Origin of the sequence: Streptomyces sp. P1-3, from assembly GCF_050613155.1 — a bacterium.
In the GTDB taxonomy this organism is placed as follows: Bacteria; Actinomycetota; Actinomycetes; order Streptomycetales; family Streptomycetaceae; genus Streptomyces.
In genome coordinates this window covers 3,773,495-3,798,087 of the sequence record NZ_CP192512.1, presented here as the reverse complement: position 1 = coordinate 3,798,087, position 24,593 = coordinate 3,773,495, and the positions used below count along the sequence as shown (strand labels likewise).

Below are 24,593 nucleotides of genomic sequence, written 5' to 3'. Positions count from 1 at the left end.
GCTGCATGGAATCATCAGCCGTGGTCGCGCGGCCGCCGGGTCACGCGACCGCACGTCCCCTGTACGAGCTACGCGATTGTCCACAGATGTGGATTCCTCCACAGGAGAACGGGCCTCGCTGGTTCACGACCCCGAAAGCATGGCAGGCTCTGTTCATTGCGAGCCTGATGTCGAGGAGAGTGAATCCTTGCGGTCCGACGCCAACATCGCGGGGCCGATGGCCGATCCGGTCCCCGGCCCCCGTACCGAACCGGCGGGGGAGGACGTCCGCTCCATGCCCCCGCTCGGGCAGGAGGGGCACGGTGAAACCCCGGCCCCTATGGACAACATCCCTGTCGGTCGCCCGGCCCCGCTGGCGGTAGCGGGGATCGGCCGCGCGGGTGAGGGCCTGCCCCGGCCGGATGAGACCCGGGTGATCGTGGTCGCCAACCAGAAGGGCGGGGTGGGGAAGACCACCACTACGGTCAATCTGGCCGCCTCGCTGGCGCTGCACGGAGGCAGGGTGCTGGTCATCGACCTCGACCCGCAGGGCAACGCCTCGACAGCTCTGGGGATCGACCACCACTCTGAGGTCCCGTCGATCTACGACGTCTTGGTCGACAGCAAGCCGCTCTCCGATGTCGTGCAGCCTGTGCCGGATGTGGAGGGGTTGTTCTGCGCCCCGGCCACGATCGATCTGGCCGGCGCCGAGATCGAACTGGTCTCCCTGGTGGCTCGCGAGAGCCGGCTCCAGCGCGCGATCCAGGCGTACGAGCAGCCGCTGGACTACATCCTCATCGACTGCCCGCCCTCGCTGGGTCTGCTGACGGTGAACGCGCTGGTGGCGGGCGCTGAGGTGCTGATCCCGATCCAGTGCGAGTACTACGCCCTGGAAGGTCTCGGCCAGCTGCTGCGGAATGTGGATCTGGTGCGGGGACATCTGAACCCCCAGCTTCATGTCTCGACCATCCTGCTCACCATGTACGACGGGCGGACCCGGCTGGCCTCCCAGGTGGCGGACGAGGTCCGCAGCCACTTCGGCAATGAGGTGCTGAGGACGAGCATCCCCCGGTCGGTCCGTATCTCCGAGGCGCCCAGCTACGGGCAGACCGTCCTCACCTACGACCCAGGCTCCAGCGGTGCGCTCTCCTATCTGGAGGCTGCCCGCGAGATGGCACTCCGGGGGGTCGGAGTGCGCTACGACGGCCGGCACGCCCACGCGGTGGCCGAGATCAATCAGCACAGCATGCAGGAGGGGACCCAGTGAGTGAGCGACGTAGAGGCCTGGGCCGTGGGCTTGGTGCGCTGATCCCTCCCGCACCGAAGGCCTCGGACAGCGCAGGGCCCATGGTGACGGCGGGGAGCGGCTCACCCACCGCGGTGCCGGTGCTGACGCCCGAGCGCGGTGTGGCCGCGGCGAAGGTGACCGCACTCCCCAGCGCCGGTGTTTCACGTGAAACGGAGACGCTGCCCAAGGAGCCCGAGGCGCCGCAGCCCGCCGCCGCGCCGGTCGCGGACGAGGTGGCCGGGGCGCATTTCGCCGAGCTTCCCCTGGACTCCATCAAGCCGAACCCGCGCCAGCCGCGCGAGTTCTTCGACGATGACGCCCTGGCCGAACTGATCACCTCGATCCAGGAAGTCGGCCTTCTCCAGCCCGTCGTGGTACGGCAGTTGGCGCCCGAGCGCTACGAGCTCATCATGGGCGAGCGTCGCTGGCGAGCCTGCCGTGAGGCGGGGCTGGAGAGGATCCCGGCCATCGTCCGGGCCACCGAAGACGAGAAGCTGCTCCTTGATGCGCTGCTGGAGAACCTGCACCGCGCTCAGCTCAACCCGCTGGAAGAGGCCGCTGCCTATGACCAGCTGCTGAAGGACTTCAACTGCACGCATGACGAGTTGGCCGACCGGATCGGGCGTTCGCGCCCTCAGGTCTCCAACACGCTGCGGCTGTTGAAGCTCTCCCCGCCGGTGCAGCGCCGGGTGGCTGCGGGCGTACTCTCGGCGGGCCACGCCCGCGCTCTGCTCTCGGTGGAGGATGTCGAGGAGCAGGACCGGCTGGCACACCGGATTGTCGCCGAAGGGCTGTCGGTCCGGGCGGTCGAGGAGATCGTCACCCTGATGGGCTCCCGGTCTGCCGGAGCGGCGAAGGCCAAGAGCCCGCGTGCCGGCACTCGGGTGTCCCCTGCGCTCACCGATCTCGCGTCGCGACTCTCCGACCGTTTCGAGACGCGGGTGAAGGTGGACCTGGGCCAGAAGAAGGGAAAGATCGTCGTCGAGTTCGCCTCGATAGAGGATCTGGAGCGCATCCTCGGGACGCTGGCACCGGGTGAGGGTCGGGTGCTGGAGCAGAAGCTGTCCGAGGAAGCCGAGGGCTCGTCCGAGTAGGGCACCGGTCACGACCCGCCCTCTTTGCTCGATGGCGATGCCGGGCAAGGTTCCCGCGGATACGATGCGATCAGGTAGGCGCACAGGCCGCCGGGCGCGCGGTCGGTGGGAGAAGTGAGGAACTGGCTGCATGGGGCGTCGGGTCGTACCGCTCACGCTGGACAACCTTCCGGACCTCCCCAAGCGGTGCCGCTCCTGTGTCTTCTGGGAGCTCGACCCGGTCAACGGTGAGGCCGCGGTTCGGGCCGGCCGGCCCGAGCTGGAGAAGGAAGCCTGGATCTCAGCGGTATTGCTGGAGTGGGGTTCGTGCGGGCGCGTGGTCTATGTGGACGAGGTGCCGGCGGGCTTTGTGCTGTACGCGCCTCCGGCCTATGTGCCGCGCTCGATGGCGTTTCCCACCAGCCCCGTGGCCGCGGATGCCGTCCAGTTGATGACGGCGTGGCTCTCCCCCGGCTACCAGGGGCAGGGGCTGGGGCGGGTGATGGTGCAGACGGTGGCCAAGGACGTCATCCGGCGGGGTTTCAAGGCGATCGAGGCATTCGGCGACGCCGCCTGGAAGGAACCGGCGTGTGTGCTGCCCGCCGACCATCTGCTCGCTGTGGGGTTCAAGACCGTACGTCCCCATCCCCGGTATCCCAGGCTCAGGCTGGAGCTGCGTACCACGCTCTCCTGGAAGGAGGACGTGGAGCTGGCTCTGGACCGGCTGCTCGGTGCCGTCCAGAAGGAGCCGGTGCTCCGGCCGCTGTGAACAGCGAACGGGCCCGCCCCCAGTGATGGGGGCGGGCCCGTTTCACGTGAAACAGCGCTGCACTCCAGCGCTCGTCGCTTCCTAGGCCAGGAAGTCGGACAGGTCGCGCTCGATCGCGGCCTTCGGCTTCGCGCCGACGATGGTCTTGACGACCTCGCCGCCCTGGTAGACGTTGAGCGTCGGGATCGACATCACGCCGTACTTGGCGGCCGTGTCCGGGTTCTGGTCGATGTTGAGCTTGGCGATGACGATCTCGCCGTGCTCGGCGGCGATCGCCTCCAGGGACGGGGCGATCTGGCGGCACGGACCGCACCACTCGGCCCAGAAGTCGACCAGCACAGGCTTGTCGCTCTTGAGGACGACCTCCTCGAAGTCGGCGTCCGTCACGGTTACCGTGGCACCGGCCATGGCAGTCTCCTTAATCAGTGGGTGCAGGGGGAGGGGTGGGGGTCAGGCGGCGTTCTCGCCGTCGGCCAGCGCGGCCAGATACCGCTCGGCGTCCAGCGCGGCGGAGCAGCCGGTGCCGGCGGCGGTGACCGCCTGACGGTAGGTGTGGTCCACGACATCGCCCGCGCCGAACACACCCGTGAGGCTGGTACGGGTCGAGGGCGCCTCGACCCTCAGGTAGCCCTCGTCGTCCAGGTCCAGCTGGCCCTTGAACAGCTCGGTGCGCGGGTCGTGGCCGATCGCGATGAACAGGCCTGTGACCGGCAGGTCCGAGGTCTCCCCCGTGTTTCGGTTGCGCAGGGCCAGGCCGGAGAGCTTGCCGTCGCCGTGCAGCTCGGTGACCTCGCTGTCCCAGACGAACGAGATCTTCGGGTCGGCGAAGGCCCGCTCCTGCATCGCCTTGCTCGCGCGCAGGGTGTCCCGCCGGTGGACGACGGTGACGGACTTGGCGAAGCGGGAGAGGAAGGTGGCCTCCTCCATCGCGGTGTCACCGCCGCCGATCACCGCGATGGCCTGGTCCTTGAAGAAGAACCCGTCGCAGGTGGCGCACCAGGAGACGCCGCGGCCGGAGAGGTCGTCCTCGCGGGGCAGGCCCAGCTTGCGGTGCTGGGAGCCGGTGGTGACGATCACGGCCTTGGCCCGGTGGATGGTGCCCGCCGAGTCGGTGACGGTCTTGATCTCGTCGGAGAGGTCGACCGCGACCACGTCGTCCGGGATCAGCTCGGCGCCGAAGCGCTCCGCCTGGGCGCGCATGTTGTCCATAAGGTCAGGGCCCATGATGCCGTCGCGGAAGCCGGGGAAGTTCTCCACGTCGGTGGTGTTCATGAGCGCACCGCCCGCTGTGACGGAGCCCTCGAAGACAAGAGGCTTGAGGGAGGCGCGGGCCGTGTAGAGCGCGGCCGTGTAGCCCGCGGGCCCGGAACCGATGATGATCACGTTGCGGACGTCGCTCACTGATGTCTTCCTTGTCTTCGCCGGTGACGGGTTGGGGAGGCTCATCCCACCCAACGGATCCTACGGGTCCAGCATTCCCGGCGGCGTCAGCGGCTGGTGGTGCGGTTCAGCGCCGGTCGTAGGTCCGGTTCACCAGGATCGCGCCGGGAGACGCCGGGTCCGCGGTGGTACAGGCCGCGTCGATGACGAACGCGTCGACCCGGGAGGCGTCGGTCGGGTGCGGCAGGACGACGAGGTAGGCGGCCGTGCCGTCGTACGTCTCCTTCTGGGCGGCCAGCGGTGCCTCGGAGCGGCCGGTCCCGGCCTGGACGCAGGAGGGCACACGGACGTCGTCGGCGTTCAGCGTGTCGGGAGGAGAGTTCTTGGCGGTGACCTCCCGTGAGGGCTGGCCCTGCCTTCCGTCCTGATGGGCGAGGACTTGGTGGACGCGTGATTCCAGTCCGGCCGCGGAGAGTGAAGCGGACTCGGTCCGGGGAGCGACCGTCGATTCGGCGGTGGTCCTCCCATCGCTCGATCCCGAGTCGGAGGACTGGACGAGCCAGGTGCCCATGCCGAGGACGGCTGCGGCGCATGCGGTGCCGAGGAGCGCCTGAGGCCAGCGGCGGGAGCGCCCGTGCCGACCGCCGGAGCGTGGCGTCTGGCGGCCGGGGCCGGTGGCGGCGCGGGACCGCCCGGCGGGGCGGTCGGCCGGCGCGGTGGCCGCTGCCGTCTCTGCCTCCTCCGCGGGCCGCGACGTTTCACGTGAAACCCCGGCGGCCGCGCCGGGAGGCGTTTCACGTGAAACCTCGCAGCGATCCGGGTCGGTGGTGGAGTCGAGCAATGCCTCGGCGGCGAGCGCGGCATCGATCCGGCCCGCGACATCGTCTGGCATCCGCACTGCTCCGGGGAGGGTGCCCAGGAGCGAGCGGATCTCGTCCAGCGACGTGCGGACGTCGGCGCACAGGTCGCAGGCCTCGAGATGGCGGCGTAGATCCGCCGTACGGTCCGGGGGCAGCAGACCGTCGGCGAGTGCGGAGATCTCAGAGACCTCCGGATGCTCGTCCGTGTCGGTCGAGGTTGTCACGCTCGCCCACCTCCGCCCTTCACGGCATCTGCATCGTTCGGTCCTGCCGCTGGTGGGACGGATGTCCCCTGCGTCCGGTTCCTTCCCCTGCGCGGTGGCTGGCTATCCCTCGCGGTCGGGTGGAGATGGGTAAGGAGGGGCAGCAGCCGAGCCCGGCCACGTGAGCAGCGGCTCTTGACCGTGCCCGCGGGGACGTCGAGGATCTCGGCCGCCTCGGCGACGGGGTAGCCCTGCATGTCGACCAGCACCAGCGCGGCGCGCTGCTCGGCGGGGAGGGTGCTCAGAGCGCTCAGCAGCTCCCGGTGGAGGTCGCTTCGCTCTGCGGGGGCGGCGGCCGATTCATGGGGCTCGATGAGCTGCTCCAGCCGCTCGGTGTCAGCGATCGGAGAGGTGCGGCGCGAGGCGGTCTTACGGGCCCGATCCAGGCACGCATTGACCGTGATCCGGTGCAGCCAGGTGGTGACGGCCGACTGGCCTCGGAAGGTGTGAGCGGCCCGGTAGGCGGAGACGAGCGCGTCCTGGACCGCGTCAGCGGCCTCCTCGCGGTCGCCGAGGGTCCGCAGGGCAACAGCCCAGAGCCGATCACGGTGCCGCCGGACGAGCTCCCCGAACGCGTCCGGCTCACCCTTGACGTGGCACGCGAGGAGCTCGGCGTCGCTCAGGTCGCCGAATGCGGCGTTGTCCAACGTCGAGCCCCTCCCTTGAGCGTGCGGTCCGGCTGAGCCTTCCGCTCAGCCGGTGAACTTCACCTCGGTGATGGCTTGCTTGTAGAGCTTGTCGTAGGGCCCATCCGGAGGTGACTGGGGCAAAGCGGTCAGCCACACGAGTACGTATCGAGTCTTCGTCGGCTTCTTGACCGTCAGCTTGGCGGTCTTGCCGGTCTCCTCGATTGTGGCGAACGCTGTACCGAAGGAACTGGTCGGATTGGACGTGTCGGCCACCTGGGGGGTCAGAGAATCGGTGGCATACAGGGACACCTCGGTGCGGCCGCCCAGCTCGGCGCGGTAATGCAGCGCGAGTTCGGCGCCGCTCACCCGCTGCTCGGATCCGAGGTCGTAGATGATGCCGACGCCCTTAGAGGGCACGATCTTCGGATGGAATCCCGGACTATCGATGTAGCTCTTGGTGCGCCAGAAGGTCGAGGAGTCCTCGTCCCAGGTGTTCTTGACCTGGTCCGCGTTCTGCGGATTGGTGGGCGAGAACTCCTTGGCGCCCACGATCTTGATCGGCTTCGCGGTCTTCTTCGGCTTGTCGTTGCCCTTGCGCTCCGAGTTGTCCGAGCTCCCCGACCGCGACTCCTCTTTCAACAGTGTGTCCGCGAGCTGCCAGCTGCCCAGGCCGAGTGCCGCGATCAGCAGTGCCGAGACGGACCACTTGAGGGCCTTGCCGGTGCGGGTCTGCAGTGGGGGAGGCGGAGGTACCGGTGCGGGGCGGGCGGGGCTGGGGCGACGGCCGCCGGTCGGCGGCTGGCCGTATCCGGCCTGGGGGTAGCCGTTGCGCTGGTATGCCTCGGGCGGCGTAAAGGAGGGCTCCGGGGGCCGGATGCGCGGCATGGCCGCGACCGCCTTGGACAGCTCCTCAGGTGTGGTGCACGGCGACTCCTGGCGGGAGGCGGTGGCGCCGTCGTTGACCAGAGCGCGCATGGCGAGGTCCGACAGACCGCGGTGGACCCCGGCGCGCACCTGGTCGGGGGCGATCAGCCCGACGCCCTTGGGCAGCCCCGAGAGGCCGTAGGCGTCGCTCTCGTACGGCCAGCGCTGGGTGAGCGCCGAGTACAGCAGGGCGCCGATGGCCTCGGTGTCGGTGCGCTGCGGCTGGTCGGCGGAGATCCCCCGCAGCGCGGCCATGACGGCGAGGCCGCGGATGCGGTACTGGCCGGACTCGGTGCGGAGCACGGATCCGGGGTCGATGCGGAGGTGGGCCAGGCCCTCGCGGTGGGCGGCGGCCATGGCCTGTGAGACCTGGCTGACGAGCTGGTACGCCTCGTGCGGTTCCAGCGGGCCGCTCGCCAGGATGGTGGCGAGTTCGGTGGCGTCGGGGAGCCACTCGTGCACGACGTAGACCAGGTCGTTCTCCTCGACGGCGTCGAGGACCTGGACGAACCGGGGGTCGCCGAGCAGTGCCGCGGACCGGGCGGCGGCGAGCACCGGCCGGGCGCGCGGGTGGTCGGCGGGCAGCACATGGATGCCCACGGCTCGGCGCAGCTTCTCGTCGACGGCGCGCCAGCTGCTGAAGCCGTCCAGTCGGGTGACGCACTCCTCGAGGCGGTAGCGTCTGGCGAGTTTGTGGCCGCTGTGCAGCTCCGGGGGGCTCGCCTGGGCCTTGGCGGCGGTTTTGTTCTCCGCGCCCTCGGCGTCAGGGCCCTTGCCGGGCTTCTTCTCGGTCCCCGCCCCGTCGGTCATGGCCGTCTCCGCCTCGGCGGCCGACGGCTTCTCACCGTCGTTGTCGGCCACGTCGACGGCAGCCGTGCTCCGTTCCGCCACCGTCGTTCCTGCCTCCCCATCCGTTACCCCTGGTCCACAGCCAAGACAATTGTGCCCACAGACCGCCGCTATGCACGACACACGGTGGCGGACGAAGGTTGTGCTCAGGTCACCGGCCGAGACGTCCGCGGACCATACCAACCATGGCGGTCAGCTCTTCGACGCGCATCCGGCTCGCGGCGATGTAGAACACGATCAGGAGTACGGCCCCGCCGCCCGCCAGGGCGGCCATCGAGCCGAGGATTCCGCTGCCCAGGGCGCCGATAACGGCGTAGGCGACGCCACCGGAGAGCAGGGCGGCGGGCAGGCTGGCGCCCACCAGTCGAATGTAGGTGCGCACCACGCGGCGGCCGTCGAGATCGCCGCCGAGCCGGACGCTCAGCCGCTTCCAGGCGACGCCTACGCCGACGGCGTAGGCGAGACCGTACGCGGCCGCCATGCCGGTCACGGCCCATCGGGCGGGAAGGACGAAGTAGCACGCCGCGGAGACGCCTGCGTTCACGGCGGCGACGATCACCGTGTTGTAGAAGGGGGTGCGGGTGTCCTCGTAGGCGTAGAAGCCGCGGAGCACCACGTACTGCACGGAGAAGGGGATCAGCCCGAGGCCGAAGGCCATCAGCATGAAGCCCATGGCTCGGGCCTGCTCCGTACCCGAGGCGCCGAACAGCAGGGTGCACATGGGGATGCCGAGGGCGACGAAACCGAAGGCCAGGGGGACGATGGCGACCGCGGACGTCCGCAGTCCCTGGGAGATGTCGTCGCGGACCGCACCCGCGTCCCCGTCGTGCGCCGCGCGGGAGATCCGGGGCAGCAGGGCGGCCATCACGGAGACGGTGATGATCGCCTGTGGCATGCCCCAGATGAGCTGGGCACTGGAGTAGGCGAGGAAGCCGGTGCCCGGGTATTCGGGGTCGGCCTTGACTCCGGCCGAAGTGGCCAGTCGGGTGACGACGACGTTTCCGGCCTGGTTGGCGAGGACGAACAGGACGGTCCACTTGGCGAGCCGGGCGGACTTGCCGAGCCCCTTGCCGCGCCAGTCGAACCGCGGCCGGAACCGGAAGCCCGTGGCCCGCAGATACGGGAACATCGCCAGAGCCTGGACGACGAGTCCGAGCAGCGTGCCGATGCCGAGCAGCCGGATGCCTTCGGGGGTGATCGTCGTTTCGTTCATCCTGGAGCTGCTCTGGGTGCCGAACACCCAGATGAACAGGCCGAAGGTGGCGATGACGACGATGTTGTTGAGGACCGGGGTCCACATCATCGCGCCGAAGCGGCCGCGCGCGTTGAGGATCTGGCCGACCACGACGTGCACGCCCGTGAAGAAGATGATGGGCAGGCAGTAGCGGGCGAAGGTGACGGACACCTCGTTGGCGGCCGCGTCGCTGGCGATGTCGGGGCCCAGCAACTTGATCATCCAGGGGGCGGCGAACATCGACAGCGCCACGAGCCCACCCAGGATCACGATGGTGAGGGTGAGCAGCCGGTTGGCGAAGGCCTCGCCGCCGTCCTCGTCCTCCTTCATCGCCCGGACGAGCTGGGGGACGAAGACGGAGTTCAGGCCGCCGCCGACGGTGAGGAAGTAGATCATCGCCGGAAGCATGTAGGCGACGGCGTAGGAGTCACCGAGGGTGGCCGTGCCGATCGCGGCGACGATCATCATCTGGCGTACGAAACCGGTGAGCCGGGAGACCAGGGTGCCCGCGGCCATGACGGCGCTGGACTGGAGCAGGCTCGTGGCGCGGCCGCCGGAGCGTTTCGGTTCGGACGCGGCCGTGGCGGCTGCCGTGCCGGGGGCCCCGGCCGGCGGGCCGGAGGGCTGGGCCGGGACGTACTCCGGCCCAGGTGCGGACACGGGGGCCGGGCCCTGCGCCGGAGCGGGCGGGTAGCCGCCCGGTCCCTGCTGGTACTGCCCCTGGTGGTACTGCCCCTGCTGGTACGGCGCTGCGTGCGGCCCCTGCGCCTGCTGCGGGGCGTACGGGTGCTGGCCCTGCCCGTACTGGTCCTGGTCGGGGCGGCGCGGCTCGTACGGCTGCTGGTCGCGGAAGAGGTGCGCGAAGGCGTCCTGCTGCGGCTGGGCGCCGGCCGCCTGTGCGTCGGCCGCGTGCCCGACGAGGCCGTCGACGCCTGTGAACCGGGTCCCCGCGTCGTCCCCGTACGGCAGATTGCGCGAGGGGCCCTCGGGCTCGGGCGCGGGCGTCGGGGCCCACACGCGCGCGTCCGGGGCGTGCGGGGCGGCGGGTGGCTGCTGGTAGGTCGGGCCCTGGTAGGCGTCGGGCGCGGGCGGCGGGTGGGCGGCCCGGTCGTACCGGGCGTCCGTCAGCGGGTCCGCGGCGTACGGATCGTGCTCCTGGTACGGGTACGCGGCGAAGGTGCCGGTGCCGTACGGGTCCTGGACGTACGGGTCCTGGATGTACGGGTCGTGCACGGCGGGGAGCCGGCTGTAGGAGATCTGCCGAGGATCACCCAGATAGGGGTCCTGCTGGTGTGGCTCCGGCGCGTACGGATGCGGCGGCGCGGGATGCGGCGGCGGGACCGCGCCCGCCGGGTCCTCACCCGGGCCATGGACGCGATCACCGTCATACGGCGCGTTCATCGCTACCCCACCTCGTCGTCTGCGGCCGGACCGGCCCCGCCAGTGCTCAATGCTCCACTTTCTCACCTGAGCCGGATGGCTCAGCGCTTTGCGAACCGGTGTCCGGGGTCAGGTCACTCGGCTGCCCGGGTACGACGGGCGGCGCGGCAGTCGTCCCGTTCGTCTGTTCGCCCTCGTCCGGGCCTGTTTCCTCGCCTTCTGTGACTGTTTCGTCCGCTTCGGTGGCCGCGCTGCCGGAGTCGTTGTTGTTCTCGTCACTGTTCGCCGCGCGCTTGCGCTGGATGTAGATCCGCACGCCGGCGAGCACCAGCAGCAGGACGCCGCCCGCGATGACGAGGATCACGGTCGAGGTGGCCTCGGTGACGTTCACCTCGAAGGACGTGGCCTCGCCGTAGGGCTGCCCGTCGGCGGTGAAGAGCTGGGCCGTCACCCGGACCCGGCCGTTGGCGTAGGCGGTGGTGCCGAACTTCACGGACTGGCTGTGCCCGCCTTCGACGCTGATCGGCTGCGGATCGCCGACGGCCAGGCGGTTGCGCTGGCTGGAGGACAGCCGGAGCTCCAGGCCTTCCACGTTCTGCAGGAGGTTGTTCTGCACCGTGACGGGGATCGTCGCACTGCGCCCGGAGAGCGTGATCTTGGACTTCGGGATGAGCTGGACCTTCTTGGTCAGGTCCGACAGGTACGTCTTCACCGAGGCGCGGAAGTCGCTCGCGCCTCGGTGGTCGCGCCGCCACGACGTGGACATCTCGCGCATGATCGCGGTGCCGAACGGGGCGGCCACTCGGCCCTTCCGGGTGAGGATCACCGTGAAGCGGTCGAGGGTGAGCTTGGTGCGCTGGATGTCCTCGAAGGCCTCGGTCGGCAGCTCCTGGTGGCGCAGCGCGCGCGGGTAGGAGCGGCTGCCCGGTAGCTGATGGGTGGCCCCGGGGTCCGGCTTGGCCTTGGCCGCGCGTCCCAGGTCCAGCGGCTGGGTCCAGCCTCCGCCGGACAGGCTGCCGAGCGCGTCCGCCATGGCCTGGGCCTGGCTGACGCTGGGCATGCGCTGCGGGGCGACCACGATGCTGCGCTGCTTGCCCGGCGCCTGCAGGGTCAGCATCTGGGTCTGGGCGAGGAATCGCTGGACCGCCAGGGCGTGGCTCTCCGCCCCGGTCATGTCCCCGGCGAAGGCAGTGGACAGCCGGGCGTCGGCGACGATCGCGGTGTTGCCGCCACCGATCTGACGGGCGGCGGTGGGGGTGTACCGGAGATCGCCGGTCTCCTGGAGGCTGTCGCTTCGGGCGATGACGTTGTGGGCGCCCGCCGAGGTGGCGACATCGACGATGGAGGAGTCGATGGCGCCGTCGGCGGGCCAGGCGAAGTCCGTGCGCGGCTGCACGCCCAGGACGGTCTCGACGGTCTTGGCGGACAGCTCGGTGGCCGTCTGGAGGTGGCTCAGGCTGCCGGTGACGTACTTGCCGCGGTGGGCCAGGGAGGCCAGGTCGGGGTCGGCGAACGGCAGGGCCACCACCTGGCGACCCGCTACCGCGTGCGTGAGGTCGTTCAGCCACTGTTTGGCGACGGCCTGGCCGTCACCGGCCGCGGTGTCGCCGTCCGCCGTCTCGACCTGGTAGCCGTTCGCCATGGCTGCGGCCGAGGCCAGCAGGTCCGGGTCGATCACCCAGGTGACCGGTAGGTCCTTTCCGAGGGCGACGAGCTGCTGGAGCCGGCCGCCGGGGGCGAGCTCCGCCTTGAACGCGTCGTTCCGGAAGATCGGGGTCTGCTGCTCGTCGGTGTCCGTGCGCGCGGTGACTTGGGTGGTGGAGATCAGCGGCCACAGGTAGGTCAGCTGGGTCTTCTTGGCGGCCGCGGACGGCTGCCAGGGGAGGAAGGTCCGTTCGATGCCCAGCACCTGCTGCCAGGGCTGGGCGGCGGTCTGGCCGGTGACGGCGACGCCGATCTGATACGCCCCGGCCCCGCCGAGTTGCAGCTGCTTCACCGGGACGGTGAGCGTGAAGTCGCGCCGGGAGCCGGGCGCCAGGCGGCCGATCTTCTTCGTGTACTTGGCGTCGATCGCACGGCCGTCGAGGCTGGGGTCGTAGCCCTTGCGCTTGGCCGCGTCGTCGATCGCCGTACGGCTGGCCCTCGCCGGGGCGATCCGGAGACCGACCTGGGCGGCGGTGATCGGGGAGCGGCCGTCGTTGGTGACCGTGCCGGTGATCGTGAGGGTGGCGCTGCCGGACGGTGCGGTGGGCGTCAGGCGGTTGATGGCGACGTCGACCGTGCGGGAGCCGGTGGCCCGGCTGGCGGCGGGGGCCGCTTGGGCCGCATGGGCTTCGGAGGCGGTCGGGAGCTGTACGAGGCCCGCCAGCAGCGGCACGCCGGCGAGTAGCGCCCCTGTGCGCCTGAGCCACCGGCGGGCAGCAGAAGGGGTCCCTTGGAACTCTGCCGCCTCGGCCACGCGTCGCCCGTCCCTCGTCGTCTCGTCGTCAGTGGTCGTCGGAATGTGCGTCCACGCATGGTAACGATGCCCGCCGGAGGGAAGTGCTGCGGAGTGCCATACAAGATCGTCGCGATGGGTGTGCGGCGGTGGTCGAGCGCCGGACAGGAACCGGGAGGCTTCGGGCCTTGCGGCCACGTACCCTGTTCTGTTGTGCCGAACGCCAACAATGACAGCCTCACCCCGCAGCCGACGTCCGAACTGAGCCAGGCGCAGCGCCGCGCCGTCAGCGAGCTCCTGCGGGTGTCCCCCGTCGCGGACGATCTTGCCCGCCGATTCCAGGAGGCCGGGTTCCGTCTTGCCCTGGTCGGCGGTTCGGTACGCGATGCGCTGCTCGGCCGACTCGGCAATGACCTGGACTTCACCACCGATGCCCGTCCGGAGGACGTGCTGAAGATCGTGCGGCCGTGGGCCGACGCGGTGTGGGATGTCGGGATCGCCTTCGGCACGGTCGGCTGCCGCAAGAAGGCGCCTGGCGACAATACGGTCGTCCAGGACTATCAGATCGAGGTCACGACTTATCGGTCGGAGGCCTACGACCGCACCTCCCGCAAGCCCGAGGTGTCGTACGGCGACTCCATCGAGGAAGATCTGGTCCGCCGGGACTTCACCGTCAACGCCATGGCGGTGGCTCTCCCGGAGAAGGAGTTCATCGACCCCCACAACGGGCTGGAGGACCTGGCCGCGCGGGTGCTGCGGACCCCGGGCACGCCGGAGGAGTCGTTCTCCGACGACCCGCTGCGCATGATGCGCGCCGCGCGCTTCGCCGCCCAGCTCGACTTCGAGGTGGCGCCCGAGGTCGTCGCGGCGATGACGTCGATGGCGGACCGGATCGGGATCGTGTCGGCGGAGCGGGTGCGCGACGAGTTCAACAAGCTGCTTCTGGGTGCCCACCCCCGGAAGGGCCTGAAGCTGCTGGTCGACACCGGGCTTGCCGCCCACGTGGTGCCGGAGCTGCCCGCGCTGCGGCTGGAGCGCGACGAGCATCACCGGCACAAGGATGTGTACGAGCACTCGCTGACGGTGCTGGAGCAGGCCATCGACCTGGAGGACGACGGCCCGGATCTGGTGCTGCGGCTTGCGGCGCTGCTGCACGACATCGGGAAGCCGAAGACGCGTCGCTTCGAGAAGGACGGCCGGGTCTCCTTCCACCACCACGAGGTGGTGGGGGCGAAGCTGACCAAGTTCCGGATGATGAAGCTGAAGTACCCGAACGACCTGGTCAAGGACGTCGCGCGGCTGGTCGAGCTGCATCTGCGCTTCCACGGCTACGGCACGGGCGAGTGGACCGACTCGGCTGTGCGCCGGTACGTGCGGGACGCCGGGCCGCTGCTGGACCGGCTGCACAAGCTGACCCGCTCGGACTGCACGACGCGGAACAAGCGGAAGGCGACGGCGCTGTCCCGGGCGTACGACGGGCTGGAGGAGCGCATCGCACAGCTGAAGGAGAAGGAGCAGCTGGACGCGATCCGGCCCGATCTGGACGGCAACGAGATCATGGACGTCCTCGGTGTGGGGCCGGGGCCGCAGGTCGGCAAGGCGTACAAGCATCTGCTCGAGCTGCGGCTGGAGCACGGTCCGATGGAGCGGGACACGGCGGTCGCCGCGCTCAAGGAGTGGTGGGCGGCGCAGCCGCAGGACTGACGGCTGCCGCACTGTCCGGGCCGTGTTTCACGTGAAACGTCGTGCGGACGGGCGCGGGGGCGGCATGCGAGGGGGGCCGTGTTTCACGTGAAACACGGCCCCCCTCGCTCTTCGGCTCGCGTTACTTCTTGTTCTCGCCCAGGCAGAGCGTGAACGAGTCGCTGCCTTCCTTCCAGGTGATGTAGGCGACGCTGCCCGGCACTGACCTCGGGTCGCAGGTCAACTGCCCCACACTGGCACCGTCGGCCTTCTTCAGCACCTTGTGCGTGGCCTTGGCGTCGGTGCAGTCGAGCTTCTCGATCTCTGCTCCGCTGCCCATCCCGCCCTTGTTCTGCAGGCAGTCGCCGACGGCCAGCTTCTTGACGTCCTCACCGTCGCCGGCGAAGTACGCGCCAATCGCGATGGACACGCCCGCTATCGGGAGTACGACGTTCCTGAGGATCTTCTTCACGTTGCGGCGGGGCGCCGGGGCGGGCGCGGGCGGGAAGGCCGCAGGCCCGGTCGGGGCGGGGTGCTGCTGCGCGAACGGGTTCTGCCCCTGGGGCGGCGGAGTGGTCACTGACTTCCTTCGAACTGAAGCATGAGCGGGTGATTTTGCCGCCCGTAAGGTACATGGGGGCCGGAACGCTTCCGCGGCCAGCCCGCATGCTGTGGCCTGGATGTGACCATCAGCGGCGGTGGAAACCGGGGACAACCACGGCAACTGCCGCATAGATCGCGGCCACCGTCACCACCAGCACCGCCGACCTGCCGTCAGGAGGCAGCATCAGGGCGGCCACTGCCGCGGCGCCGACGAAGGCGCCGTTGAACAGGACGTCGTAGATGGAGAAGATCCGGCCGCGGAACGCGTCGTCGACGGCGGCCTGGACGACTGTGTCGGTGGCGATCTTCGCGCCCTGGGTGGCCAGGCCGAGGACGAACGCGGCCACCAGCATCGGCGCCGGTTCGAAGGGCAGCCCGAGGCCGGGTTCGAGGACGGCCGCGGAGGCGGCGCAGGCCACGATCCAGCCGGAGGTGCCGAACCGGGCCACGGCCCACGGAGTGACGACCGCCGCGGTGAAGAAGCCCGCGCCCGAGAAGGCGATCGCGACCCCGAGCAGGGCGAGCCCCTCGGACTCGGTGTCGCTCCACGCGTACCGGCAGAGCATGAGCACCGTCACCGTCAGCGCGCCGTAGTTGAAGCGCATCAGGGTCATCGCGGCCAGGGCGCGGGCGGCGAGCGGGCGTTGCCTGAGATGACGCAGACCCGCCTGGAGCCCTTGGGCGGTGCTCAGCAATGCCGATCGCTTCGTCTGGAGTTCGGCGGGATCCGGGCCCAGGAGACCGGGCGGCATCCGCAAGGCGGCGAGTCCGGCGCCGAGGTAGACCATGGCGCCGAGGAGGACGACCAGGGCATCCGCGGTCACGTCCTCGCCCGGGGTGGCGAAGCGCACGACGAACGCCAGACCGCCGCCCGCGGTGGCCGCGAGCGTACCGGCGGTCGGGGACAGCGAGTTGGCCATGACGAGCCGCTCCGGGCTGTCCACCACGCGGGGCAGGGCGGCCGAGAGCCCGGCCAGGATGAACCGGTTGATCGACGTGACGGACAGGGCGGAGGCGTAGAAGAGCCAGTCGGGGACCTGAGCCAGGATCAGTACCGCGGTGCCCGCGGCGAGGCCGCCGCGCAGCAGGTTGCCGAAGAGCAGCACCTGGCGGCGGCGCCAACGGTCCAGCAGGACACCGGTGAAGGGGCCGAGAAGCGAGTACGGGAGCAGCAGTACGGCCATGGCGGAGGCGACGGCCGCGGCGGAGGTCTCCTTCTCGGGGGAGAACACGACGTACGTGGCGAGCGCGATCTGGTAGACGCCGTCGGCCAGCTGGGACAGCAGACGGACGGCCAGCAGCCGCCGGAAGTCGCGGAGCCGGAGCAGCACGCGCAGATCACGTACGACAGGCATGGCGCTCAGCCTCACACAAACGGGCAGGTCCCCGGGTGCACGACCCGGGGACCTGTGATCAACAAGTGCGGAGCGAGCCTTAGCGCTCGACCTCGCCCTTGATGAACTTCTCGACGCTCTCGCGAGCCTCGTCGTCGAAGTACTGCACCGGCGGCGACTTCATGAAGTACGAGGACGCGGAGAGGATCGGGCCACCGATCCCGCGGTCCTTGGCGATCTTCGCGGCGCGCAGGGCGTCGATGATGACACCGGCGGAGTTCGGGGAGTCCCAGACCTCGAGCTTGTACTCCAGGTTCAGCGGGACGTCGCCGAACGCGCGGCCCTCCAGGCGGACGTACGCCCACTTGCGGTCGTCCAGCCAGGCCACGTAGTCGGACGGGCCGATGTGGACGTTCTTCTCGCCCAGGTCGCGGTCCGGGATCTGGGAGGTGACGGCCTGCGTCTTGGAGATCTTCTTGGACTCCAGGCGCTCGCGCTCCAACATGTTCATGAAGTCCATGTTGCCGCCGACGTTCAGCTGCATGGTGCGGTCCAGGATGACGCCCCGGTCCTCGAACAGCTTGGCCATCACACGGTGCGTGATGGTGGCGCCGACCTGCGACTTGATGTCGTCACCGACGATCGGCACACCGGCCTCGGTGAACTTGTCCGCCCACTCCTTCGTTCCGGCGATGAAGACCGGCAGCGCGTTGACGAAGGCGACCTTCGCGTCGATGGCGCACTGGGCGTAGAACTTCGCGGCGTCCTCGGATCCCACCGGCAGGTAGCAGACCAGGACGTCGACCTGCTTGTCCTTGAGGACCTGGACGACGTCGACGGGAGCCTCGGCCGACTCCTCGATGGTCTGGCGGTAGTACTTGCCCAGACCGTCGAGGGTGTGGCCGCGCTGCACGGTCACACCGGTCGCCGGCACGTCGCAGATCTTGATGGTGTTGTTCTCGCTGGCGCCGATGGCGTCCGCGAGGTCGAGGCCGACCTTCTTCGCGTCGACATCGAAAGCGGCCACGAACTCCACGTCACGGACGTGGTAGTCGCCGAACTGCACGTGCATCAGACCCGGCACGCGGCTGTTCGGGTCGGCGTCCTTGTAGTACTCGACGCCCTGCACCAGCGACGCGGCGCAGTTGCCCACGCCGACGACGGCTACGCGAACCGAACCCATTCCGGTTGCTCCCTGTGTGTACTCGATGAAGCCCTGCGGGAATGCAGAAGCTTGCTTGGCGACTCTTACTCGGCGGTGTCATCGGACGGATCCGGCCGGGATCCACCCCGGTGCCGGGGCGGTCCGCCCGTCTCTCCTGGCCGGTCCTGATCTCCCGGCCCGTGCTGCCTCCCGGCACTGGGGCCGGGAGACTGCGGCTGCTCGGCGGTCCCATGGCGCTGGTCCCGCCCGGCCCGCTCGCTCTCGATCAGCTCGTTGAGCCAGCGGACCTCGCGCTCCACCGACTCCATGCCGTGCCGCTGCAGCTCAAGCGTGTAGTCGTCCAGCCGCTCGCGGGTACGGGCCAGCGAGGCGCGCATCTTCTCCAGGCGCTCCTCCAGGCGGGTGCGCCGCCCTTCCAGCACCCGCATCCGGACATCACGCGAGGTCTGTCCGAAGAAGGCGAAGCGGACACCGAAGTGCTCGTCCTCCCACGCGTCCGGACCGGTGTGGGAGAGCAGCTCCTCGAACCGCTCCTTGCCCTCGGCCGTCAGCCGGTAGACGATCTTCGCCCGTCGGCCGGCGAGCGTCGCGGCGAGCGCCTCGTCCGGGGCGCTGCCCGGCTCCTCGACCAACCAGCCGTTGGCGACCAGTGTCTTAAGGCACGGATAGAGACTCCCGTAGCTGAACGCGCGGAACACCCCCAGTGAGGTGTTCAGGCGTTTGCGCAGCTCATAGCCGTGCATGGGGGACTCGCGCAGCAGGCCGAGGACGGCGAACTCAAGGATGCCGGAGCGCCTGCTCATTCCCCTCCTCCTCGCCGTCTGCGTCCCTTATGCACAGCCGATGTATCGACTCGATACATCCAGACGATAGAGCGAGCACTCCTCTGGGACAAGAGGGGCCATGGTGAACGGCGTCACATCGGTGAACCTGGGTGAATCGTTGAAGGATTCGTTGTAGTCAACGTGCCTGATTTGGAGTGAAGACGGCGGGTCGGTCAGTTTTGACCGTGCGTAGTCTGTTCGCCATGCAGACCACCGGGAACCGCGCAACACCACCAGAGGTCTGTGTTCTGGATGCCGTGCGCCCGGACGCGATCCGCGTCCGGGGCGCATGCCGGGGGGACCGGAAGCCACCTGCCGCCGTCAGGCGTGAGCGCCTGCCCGAGGAGTAGTCGTTCCATGAGCGAGCACCGTCGCAAGCCGCCGCAGCCGCAGGGCGGCGGACGCGCAGCGGCACGACGCGCCGTGCAGCAGCCGTCCGGCCGCCGTGCAGCGCCACCGAGTAACGCCACCGGTAGAGGCGCCGACCCGCAGGGCGAAGAGCCCGCCTACGGCGGCCGGGCCGAGGCCCGCCGCGCCGCCCAGCGCGGCGGCCGCCGACGGGCAGCCGAACCGGGTGCCGCCGGCTCCCAGGGCGCCGGGCACGGTTCCGGCGGCCATGGCGGCGCCGGACGGCGCGGCGGCGGGGCCGGCCGTGGCCGCGGCGCCGGGGGCGGCCGCCCCGCCAAGAGGCGCTTCATCGACTACCCGCGCGCGGGTAAGAGCGGGTTCCGGCGCTGGGTGCCGTCCTGGAAGCTGGTCACCGGCACCTTCCTGTTCTTCGTCATGCTTCTGATGGGCGCGCTGGGCATCGGGCTGATGCTGGTGGAGGTGCCCACCGCCCAGGCCGCCTCGAAGACCCAGAAGAACGTCTACTACTGGGCGGACGGCGAGCAGATGGTCGTCTCCGGCGGTGGTGACTACAACCGGCAGATCGTCCCGCTCAGCAAGATCTCCAAATCGATGCAGAACGCGGTGATCGCCGCGGAGAACGCCAGCTTCTACGACGACTCCGGCGTCGACCCGATGGGTATCGCCCGGGCGGTCGTGAACATGGCCAAGGGCGGTCAGACGCAGAGTGGCTCGACCATCACCCAGCAGTTCGTGAAGAACACCTACCTGGGTCAGGAGCAGACGATCTCGCGCAAGGCCAAGGAGCTTCTGATCTCCATCAAGGTCGGCGCCACCCAGGAGAAGGACGACATCCTCGCGGGGTACCTCAACACCGCGTTCTACGGGCGGGGCGCGTACGGCATCCAGGCCGCCGCCCGCGCGTACTACGACACCGACGCCGACAAGCTGAACGCGAGCCAGAGCGCCTTCCTCGCCGCGACCCTGAACGGGCCGAACCTCTACGACCCGGCGGGTGGCTTCGGCGCCGCCGCCAGGAAGGAGAAGAACGAGGCACGGGCCAAAGCGCGCTGGAAGTGGATCCTCAACCGCGAGGTCGAGGTCGGCCGGATGGAGAGGTCCAAGGCCGACGAGTGGATCAAGAAGGGTTTCCCGCGCCCTCAGCGCCCCAAGCCCGCCACCAACAAGGCCGGCCAGATCGGTTACCTCACCGACCTCGCCGACAATTACATCATCGCCAACACCAGCATCAGCAAGGCGCAGCTGGACAAGGGCGGCTACCAGATCCACACCACCTTCGACCGCACGAAGGTCAACGCGCTCAAGCGCGCGGTCGAGAAGGTGACCAAGGAGAACATCAAGCCGAAGCTCCGCCCTGACAAGGACAAGCACGTCCAGTTCGGCGGCGCCTCGGTGGAGCCCAAGACCGGCAAGATCGTCGCCATCTACGGCGGCAAGGACGCGCTGGAGCACTACACCAACAACGCCGACTACACCGGCGTGCAGGTGGGCTCCACCTTCAAGCCGTTCGTACTGGCGGCGGCGATGACCGACGGAAAGCGGAGCAAGGGCGGCCCCGAGCAGCAGCCCGCCTCGATGCGCACCCTGGTCTCGCCCAAGAGCGTCTACGACGGCGACAACAAGCTGACGCTGCGCACCTACAAGGGTGAAGTGTGGACCGACAAGAACGGCAAGGAGTGGCACCAGCGCAACGACGGTGACGAGGACAGAGGGCCCATCACGCTGCGCACCGCCATGCAGTACTCGGTGAACACCCCGTACATCCAGCTGGGCATGGACGTCGGTCTGGAGAAGGTGCGGGACGCCGCCCTCCGCGCGGGGCTCAGCGAGGACCAGCTCACCTCGCTCACCCCGACCTTCTCGCTGGGTACCTCGGCGCCGAGCGCCATCCGGCTCGCCGGCTCGTACGCGACTTTCGCGGCCCGGGGCGAGCAGGCCGACCCGTACTCCGTCGAGTCCATCGAGAAGGACGGCGTGGAGACGTGGAACCACAAGGACCACGCCAAGCTGGAGCACGCCTTCGACACCGACGTGGCGGACAACGTCACCGACGTGCTCAAGACGGTCGTGGAGAAGGGAACCGGTACGTCGGCGCAGATCGGCCGTCCGGCGGCGGGCAAGACCGGTACCACCGATGACAACAGGTCGGCCTGGTTCTCCGGCTACACCCCGCAGCTGTCGACCGCGATCGGCATGTGGCGGGTCGACGACAGGGCCGAGAAGCAGGAGTTCCTGTCCATGTACGGCGTGGGCGGCAAGCCCACGATCCACGGTGCCTCGTTCCCGGCGGAGATCTGGGCCGACTACATGCGCGAGGCGCTGAAGGACAAGAAGGCGCAGCCGTTCCCCGTCCCCCAGCCGATCGGCGAGAAGATCTACGGCGACGGCGCCAGCCCGCCGCCGACGACCACCGAGCCCAGCCGGACGCCGTCCAAGACGCCGTCGAAGACCCCGTCGCAGACGCCGTCCCAGACGCCCTCCACCACCCCGTCGACGGACGAGCCCTGCGACCCGTTCGACCCCTCGTGCGACGACAGCGGTGTGATCGGTGGTGGCAACGGCGGCCAGAACGGCGGCCAGAACGGTGGACCTGGCGGCGGACCCGGCGGCGGCACCACCGAACCGACCACCGAGCCGCCATCGGACGACAGCGGTGGCATCTTCGGCGGTCCCTCCGGGAGCACCCAGAGGGAATGACCGGTCAGCCCTCAGGGCACCCCGACCGGCCCGCGGCCGCGTGGAGCACCCGCTCCACGCGGCCGCGGCCGCTTTCGCCCCCCCCTGCCGCCCCACAGTCCGCCCGCCTCGGCACGCGGACTGTGGGGCGGCTCTCGCGAGCCGGTGCGGGGCCCGTACGGCAGGATGGCCGCATGACGAGCGCGCGTGAGGACTCACAGCCGGTACGGCCGACCGCGGAGGACGAGGTCGCCGCGGCCGGCAGCGAGCTGTTCGGCGGGCCCGCGGGGCGCCGTGCACGGCTCGGCACCAGCTGGTGGACGCCGGTGCGGATCATCGCGCTGGTCGCGATCGGCATGTTCGCGCTCGGCATGGCGCAGAAGGCGCCCTGCTACGACGGCGGCTGGTTCCACGGCGCCACCAGCCAGTACACCCACGCCTGCTACTCCGACATCCCGCACCTGTACAACGGCCGCGGCTTCGCCCTCGACGTCGTCCCGTACTTCGAGCGCATCCCGGACAGCGTCTCGGGCGGCATGGAGTATCTGGAGTACCCGGTGCTCACCGGCCTCTTCATGGAGGTCGCCTCCTGGCTCACGCCGCAGAACGGCACCATCCAGGACCGTGAGCAGACCTTCTGGATGGTCAACGCGGGCATGCTGATGGCCTGCGCCGCCGTCATCGCCGTCTGTGTCGCGCGTACGCACCGCCGCCGCCCCTGGGACGGGCTGCTCGTCGCCCTCGCCCCGGCCTTCGCGCTCACCGCCACCATCAACTGGGACCTGTTCGCCGTCGCGCTGACGGCCGCCGCGATGCTCATGTGGTCGCGTAGCCGGGTGCTCGCCGCGGGCATCCTCATCGGACTGGCCACCGCCGCCAAGCTCTATCCGGTGCTGCTGCTCGGTGTGCTGTTCCTGCTGTGCCTGCGGGCGGGGCGGCTGCGGGCCTTCGGCTCGGCGGCGGCCGGCGCGGTGGGTTCCTGGCTCGTGGTGAACCTGCCGGTGATGATCAGTACCAGCGGTGGGCTGCACATCCGTGAGGGGTGGCAGAAGTTCTACACCTTCAGCGAGGAGCGGCCGGTCGACTTCGGCTCGGTCTGGCTGATCATCTCCCAGCGCACCGGTGATCCGCTCACCGACGTCAACACGTACGCCACCGCCTTGATGGTGCTCGCCTGCGCCGGGATCGTGGCGCTCGCGCTGTGCGCGCCGCGCCGCCCGCGCTTCGCGCAACTGGCGTTCCTGGTGGTCGCGGCGTTCATCCTGACCAACAAGGTCTACTCGCCGCAGTACGTGCTGTGGCTGGTTCCGCTGGCGGCGCTGGCCAGGCCCAAGTGGCGCGACTTCCTCATCTGGCAGGCCTGCGAGGTCGTCTACTTCGTCGGCATCTGGATGTACCTGGCCTACACCTACGGTGAGCCGGCGCACCGGGGGCTGCCGCCGGAGGGGTACCAGCTGGCGATCGCCGCCCACCTGCTGGGCACGCTGTACCTGTGCGCCGTGGTGGTGCGAGACGCCCTGATGCCGCACCGGGACGTGGTCCGCCAGGACGGCTCGGACGACCCCTCGGGCGGGGTGCTGGACCAGGCGCCGGACGTGTTCGTCCTCGGCGCGGCAGGCGAGGGGCTGCATGAGCGGCCGCAGAACGGCTGGTACGAGCGGCCGCAGGACGGCCTGTACGAGTGCCCGCAGGACGGCCCGTACGCCAAGTAGGGCCCGGAGCCGCTCACGTGACGTGCGGCTTCCGGGCCCTGCCCCGCTCAGTGCCTCAGTGGTCGACCAGGCGGTCGAACGTCGTGGTGGTGTGCCGCAGGTAGGCGACCAGCTCGTCCCCGACCTGCGGTGCCGGGGCGTCGCTCGGCACGAAGAGCAGCGACACCTGCATGTGCGGGGGCTCGGCGAACCAGCGCTGCTTTCCGGCCCAGACGAACGGGGACAGGTTGCGGTTGACCGTCGCCAGGCCCGCCCGCGCGACGCCCTTCGCGCGCGGCATGACGCCGTGCATCGCCTTGGGGGCCTCCAGGCCGACGCCGTGTGACGTACCGCCGGCCACGACCACCAGATAGCCGTCCGAGGCGACCTTCTGCTGGCGGTAGCCGAAGCGGTCTCCCTTGGAGACGCGGGTGACGTCCAGGACGGAGCCCCGGTACTCGGTCGAGTCGTGGTCGCCCAGCCACAGCCGGGTGCCGATCCGCACCCGGAATCGGGTCTGCGGGAACTGCTGCCGCAGGCGCGCCAGTTCGTCCGCCTTCAGGTGGCTGACGTACATCGTGTGCAGCGGGAGCCCGGCCGCGCGCAGCCGGTCCATCCAGCCGATGACCTCCTCCACCGCGTCCAGCCCGTCGGTACGGTCGAGCGGAAGGTGGATGGCGAAGCCCTCGAGGCGGACGTTCTCGACGGCCGCGTGCAGCTTGGGCAGTTCGTCCTCGGTGACCCCGTGGCGCTTCATGCTGCTCATGACCTCGACCACGACACGGGCGCCGGCCAGGCCGTACGCGCCGTCGACCGAGGACACCGACCGGATGACGCGGTCGGGCAGCGGTACGGGCTCCTCGCCCCGCCGGAACGGGGTCAGCACCAGCAGGTCGCCGCTGAAGTAGTCCTTCATCCGGGCGGCCTCGTAGGTGGTGCCGACGGCGAGCATGTCGGTACCGATGCGGGCGGCCTCCTCGGCCAGCCGCTCGTGGCCGAAGCCGTATCCGTTGCCCTTGCAGACCGGGACGATGCCCGGGAACTGCTGGACCACGGACTGCTGATGGGTCCGCCAGCGTGCGGTGTCGACGTAGAGGGTGAGCGCCATGGACGGACCCGGGACCTTTCTCGTGGCTGCGGCGTGATGCTGCGACTGTCGGGAGCTAGCGGAGTGTCGGGACGT

At 69.9% G+C, this 24,593-nt stretch carries 18 protein-coding genes; 6 read left to right on the top strand and 12 right to left on the bottom strand.

Features of this window, described 5'->3' with window-relative positions; genetic code table 11:
* The first annotated feature begins 139 nt into the window (after positions 1–139).
* The 3 genes from ACQUSR_RS16175 (at position 140) to ACQUSR_RS16165 (ending at position 3,109) form a co-directional block, all read left to right on the top strand.
* Positions 140–1,246 carry a ParA family protein gene (locus ACQUSR_RS16175; RefSeq protein WP_431043275.1) on the top strand — a complete coding sequence of 369 codons (1,107 nt, stop codon included), beginning with the start codon at positions 140–142 and terminating at the stop codon, positions 1,244–1,246.
* Positions 1,243–2,361 carry a ParB/RepB/Spo0J family partition protein gene (locus ACQUSR_RS16170; RefSeq protein WP_431043274.1) on the top strand — a complete coding sequence of 373 codons (1,119 nt, stop codon included), beginning with the start codon at positions 1,243–1,245 and terminating at the stop codon, positions 2,359–2,361. Before ACQUSR_RS16175 ends, ACQUSR_RS16170 begins: the two co-directional genes overlap by 4 nt.
* 130 nt (positions 2,362–2,491) lie before the next feature.
* Complete coding sequence (locus tag ACQUSR_RS16165; protein ID WP_431043273.1) at positions 2,492–3,109, top strand: GNAT family N-acetyltransferase; 618 nt, start codon at positions 2,492–2,494, stop codon at positions 3,107–3,109.
* A gap of 81 nt (positions 3,110–3,190) precedes the next feature.
* Here ACQUSR_RS16165 and trxA read toward each other — a convergent pair whose 3' ends face one another.
* The 7 genes from trxA to ACQUSR_RS16130 all read right to left on the bottom strand — a co-directional run bounded on the left by trxA (position 3,191) and on the right by ACQUSR_RS16130 (position 13,086).
* On the bottom strand, positions 3,191–3,517 hold the full coding sequence (trxA, locus tag ACQUSR_RS16160) for a thioredoxin (RefSeq protein WP_431043272.1): 327 nt from the start codon (positions 3,515–3,517) through the stop codon (positions 3,191–3,193).
* Positions 3,518–3,559: 42 nt separating this feature from the next.
* Positions 3,560–4,510, bottom strand: coding sequence for a thioredoxin-disulfide reductase (gene trxB / locus ACQUSR_RS16155; RefSeq protein ID WP_431043271.1), 951 nt, complete (start codon positions 4,508–4,510; stop codon positions 3,560–3,562).
* A 106-nt stretch (positions 4,511–4,616) separates the two neighbouring features.
* The gene (locus ACQUSR_RS16150; RefSeq protein ID WP_431043270.1) at positions 4,617–5,573 is read right to left on the bottom strand and encodes a hypothetical protein; all 957 of its coding nucleotides are present in this window, start codon (positions 5,571–5,573) and stop codon (positions 4,617–4,619) included.
* A complete protein-coding gene (sigM, locus tag ACQUSR_RS16145) occupies positions 5,570–6,259 on the bottom strand; it encodes an RNA polymerase sigma factor SigM (protein WP_431043269.1) in 690 nt (229 codons plus the stop codon). Before sigM ends, ACQUSR_RS16150 begins: the two co-directional genes overlap by 4 nt.
* Before the next feature lie 45 nt (positions 6,260–6,304).
* Positions 6,305–8,056, bottom strand: a complete 1,752-nt coding sequence (locus tag ACQUSR_RS16140) for a protein kinase family protein (protein ID WP_431043268.1) — start codon at positions 8,054–8,056, stop codon at positions 6,305–6,307.
* Between the two features lie 109 nt (positions 8,057–8,165).
* A complete protein-coding gene (murJ, locus tag ACQUSR_RS16135; protein WP_431043267.1) occupies positions 8,166–10,649 on the bottom strand; it encodes a murein biosynthesis integral membrane protein MurJ in 2,484 nt (827 codons plus the stop codon).
* A gap of 46 nt (positions 10,650–10,695) precedes the next feature.
* The gene (locus tag ACQUSR_RS16130) at positions 10,696–13,086 is read right to left on the bottom strand and encodes a DUF6049 family protein (RefSeq protein ID WP_431043266.1); all 2,391 of its coding nucleotides are present in this window, start codon (positions 13,084–13,086) and stop codon (positions 10,696–10,698) included.
* A 192-nt stretch (positions 13,087–13,278) separates the two neighbouring features.
* Between ACQUSR_RS16130 and ACQUSR_RS16125 the strand changes: the two genes are divergently transcribed.
* Positions 13,279–14,769: a CCA tRNA nucleotidyltransferase gene (locus ACQUSR_RS16125; protein WP_431043265.1), complete on the top strand. Its 1,491-nt coding sequence runs from the start codon at positions 13,279–13,281 to the stop codon at positions 14,767–14,769.
* Between the two features lie 121 nt (positions 14,770–14,890).
* Here the strand turns inward: ACQUSR_RS16125 and ACQUSR_RS16120 are convergent, their stop codons facing one another.
* The 4 genes from ACQUSR_RS16120 to ACQUSR_RS16105 form a co-directional block, all read right to left on the bottom strand.
* Entirely contained in the window at positions 14,891–15,328 is a 438-nt protein-coding gene (locus ACQUSR_RS16120) for an LppU/SCO3897 family protein (protein ID WP_431043264.1), read from the bottom strand.
* Between the two features lie 109 nt (positions 15,329–15,437).
* Entirely contained in the window at positions 15,438–16,706 is a 1,269-nt protein-coding gene (locus ACQUSR_RS16115) for an MFS transporter (RefSeq protein ID WP_431043263.1), read from the bottom strand.
* A gap of 79 nt (positions 16,707–16,785) precedes the next feature.
* Entirely contained in the window at positions 16,786–17,868 is a 1,083-nt protein-coding gene (locus ACQUSR_RS16110; RefSeq protein ID WP_431043262.1) for an inositol-3-phosphate synthase, read from the bottom strand.
* A gap of 65 nt (positions 17,869–17,933) precedes the next feature.
* Entirely contained in the window at positions 17,934–18,653 is a 720-nt protein-coding gene (locus tag ACQUSR_RS16105; RefSeq protein WP_431043261.1) for a helix-turn-helix transcriptional regulator, read from the bottom strand.
* A 378-nt stretch (positions 18,654–19,031) separates the two neighbouring features.
* Here ACQUSR_RS16105 and ACQUSR_RS16100 point away from each other — a divergent pair, with 378 nt between their 5' ends.
* Positions 19,032–21,740: a transglycosylase domain-containing protein gene (locus ACQUSR_RS16100; protein WP_431043260.1), complete on the top strand. Its 2,709-nt coding sequence runs from the start codon at positions 19,032–19,034 to the stop codon at positions 21,738–21,740.
* 173 nt (positions 21,741–21,913) lie between these two features.
* Positions 21,914–23,431 carry a glycosyltransferase family 87 protein gene (locus ACQUSR_RS16095; protein WP_431043259.1) on the top strand — a complete coding sequence of 506 codons (1,518 nt, stop codon included), beginning with the start codon at positions 21,914–21,916 and terminating at the stop codon, positions 23,429–23,431.
* A gap of 55 nt (positions 23,432–23,486) precedes the next feature.
* On the opposite strand, the gene ACQUSR_RS16090 is transcribed toward ACQUSR_RS16095, so the two are convergent.
* On the bottom strand, positions 23,487–24,518 hold the full coding sequence (locus tag ACQUSR_RS16090; protein ID WP_431043258.1) for an alanine racemase: 1,032 nt from the start codon (positions 24,516–24,518) through the stop codon (positions 23,487–23,489).
* Between the last annotated feature and the right edge of the window lie 75 nt (positions 24,519–24,593).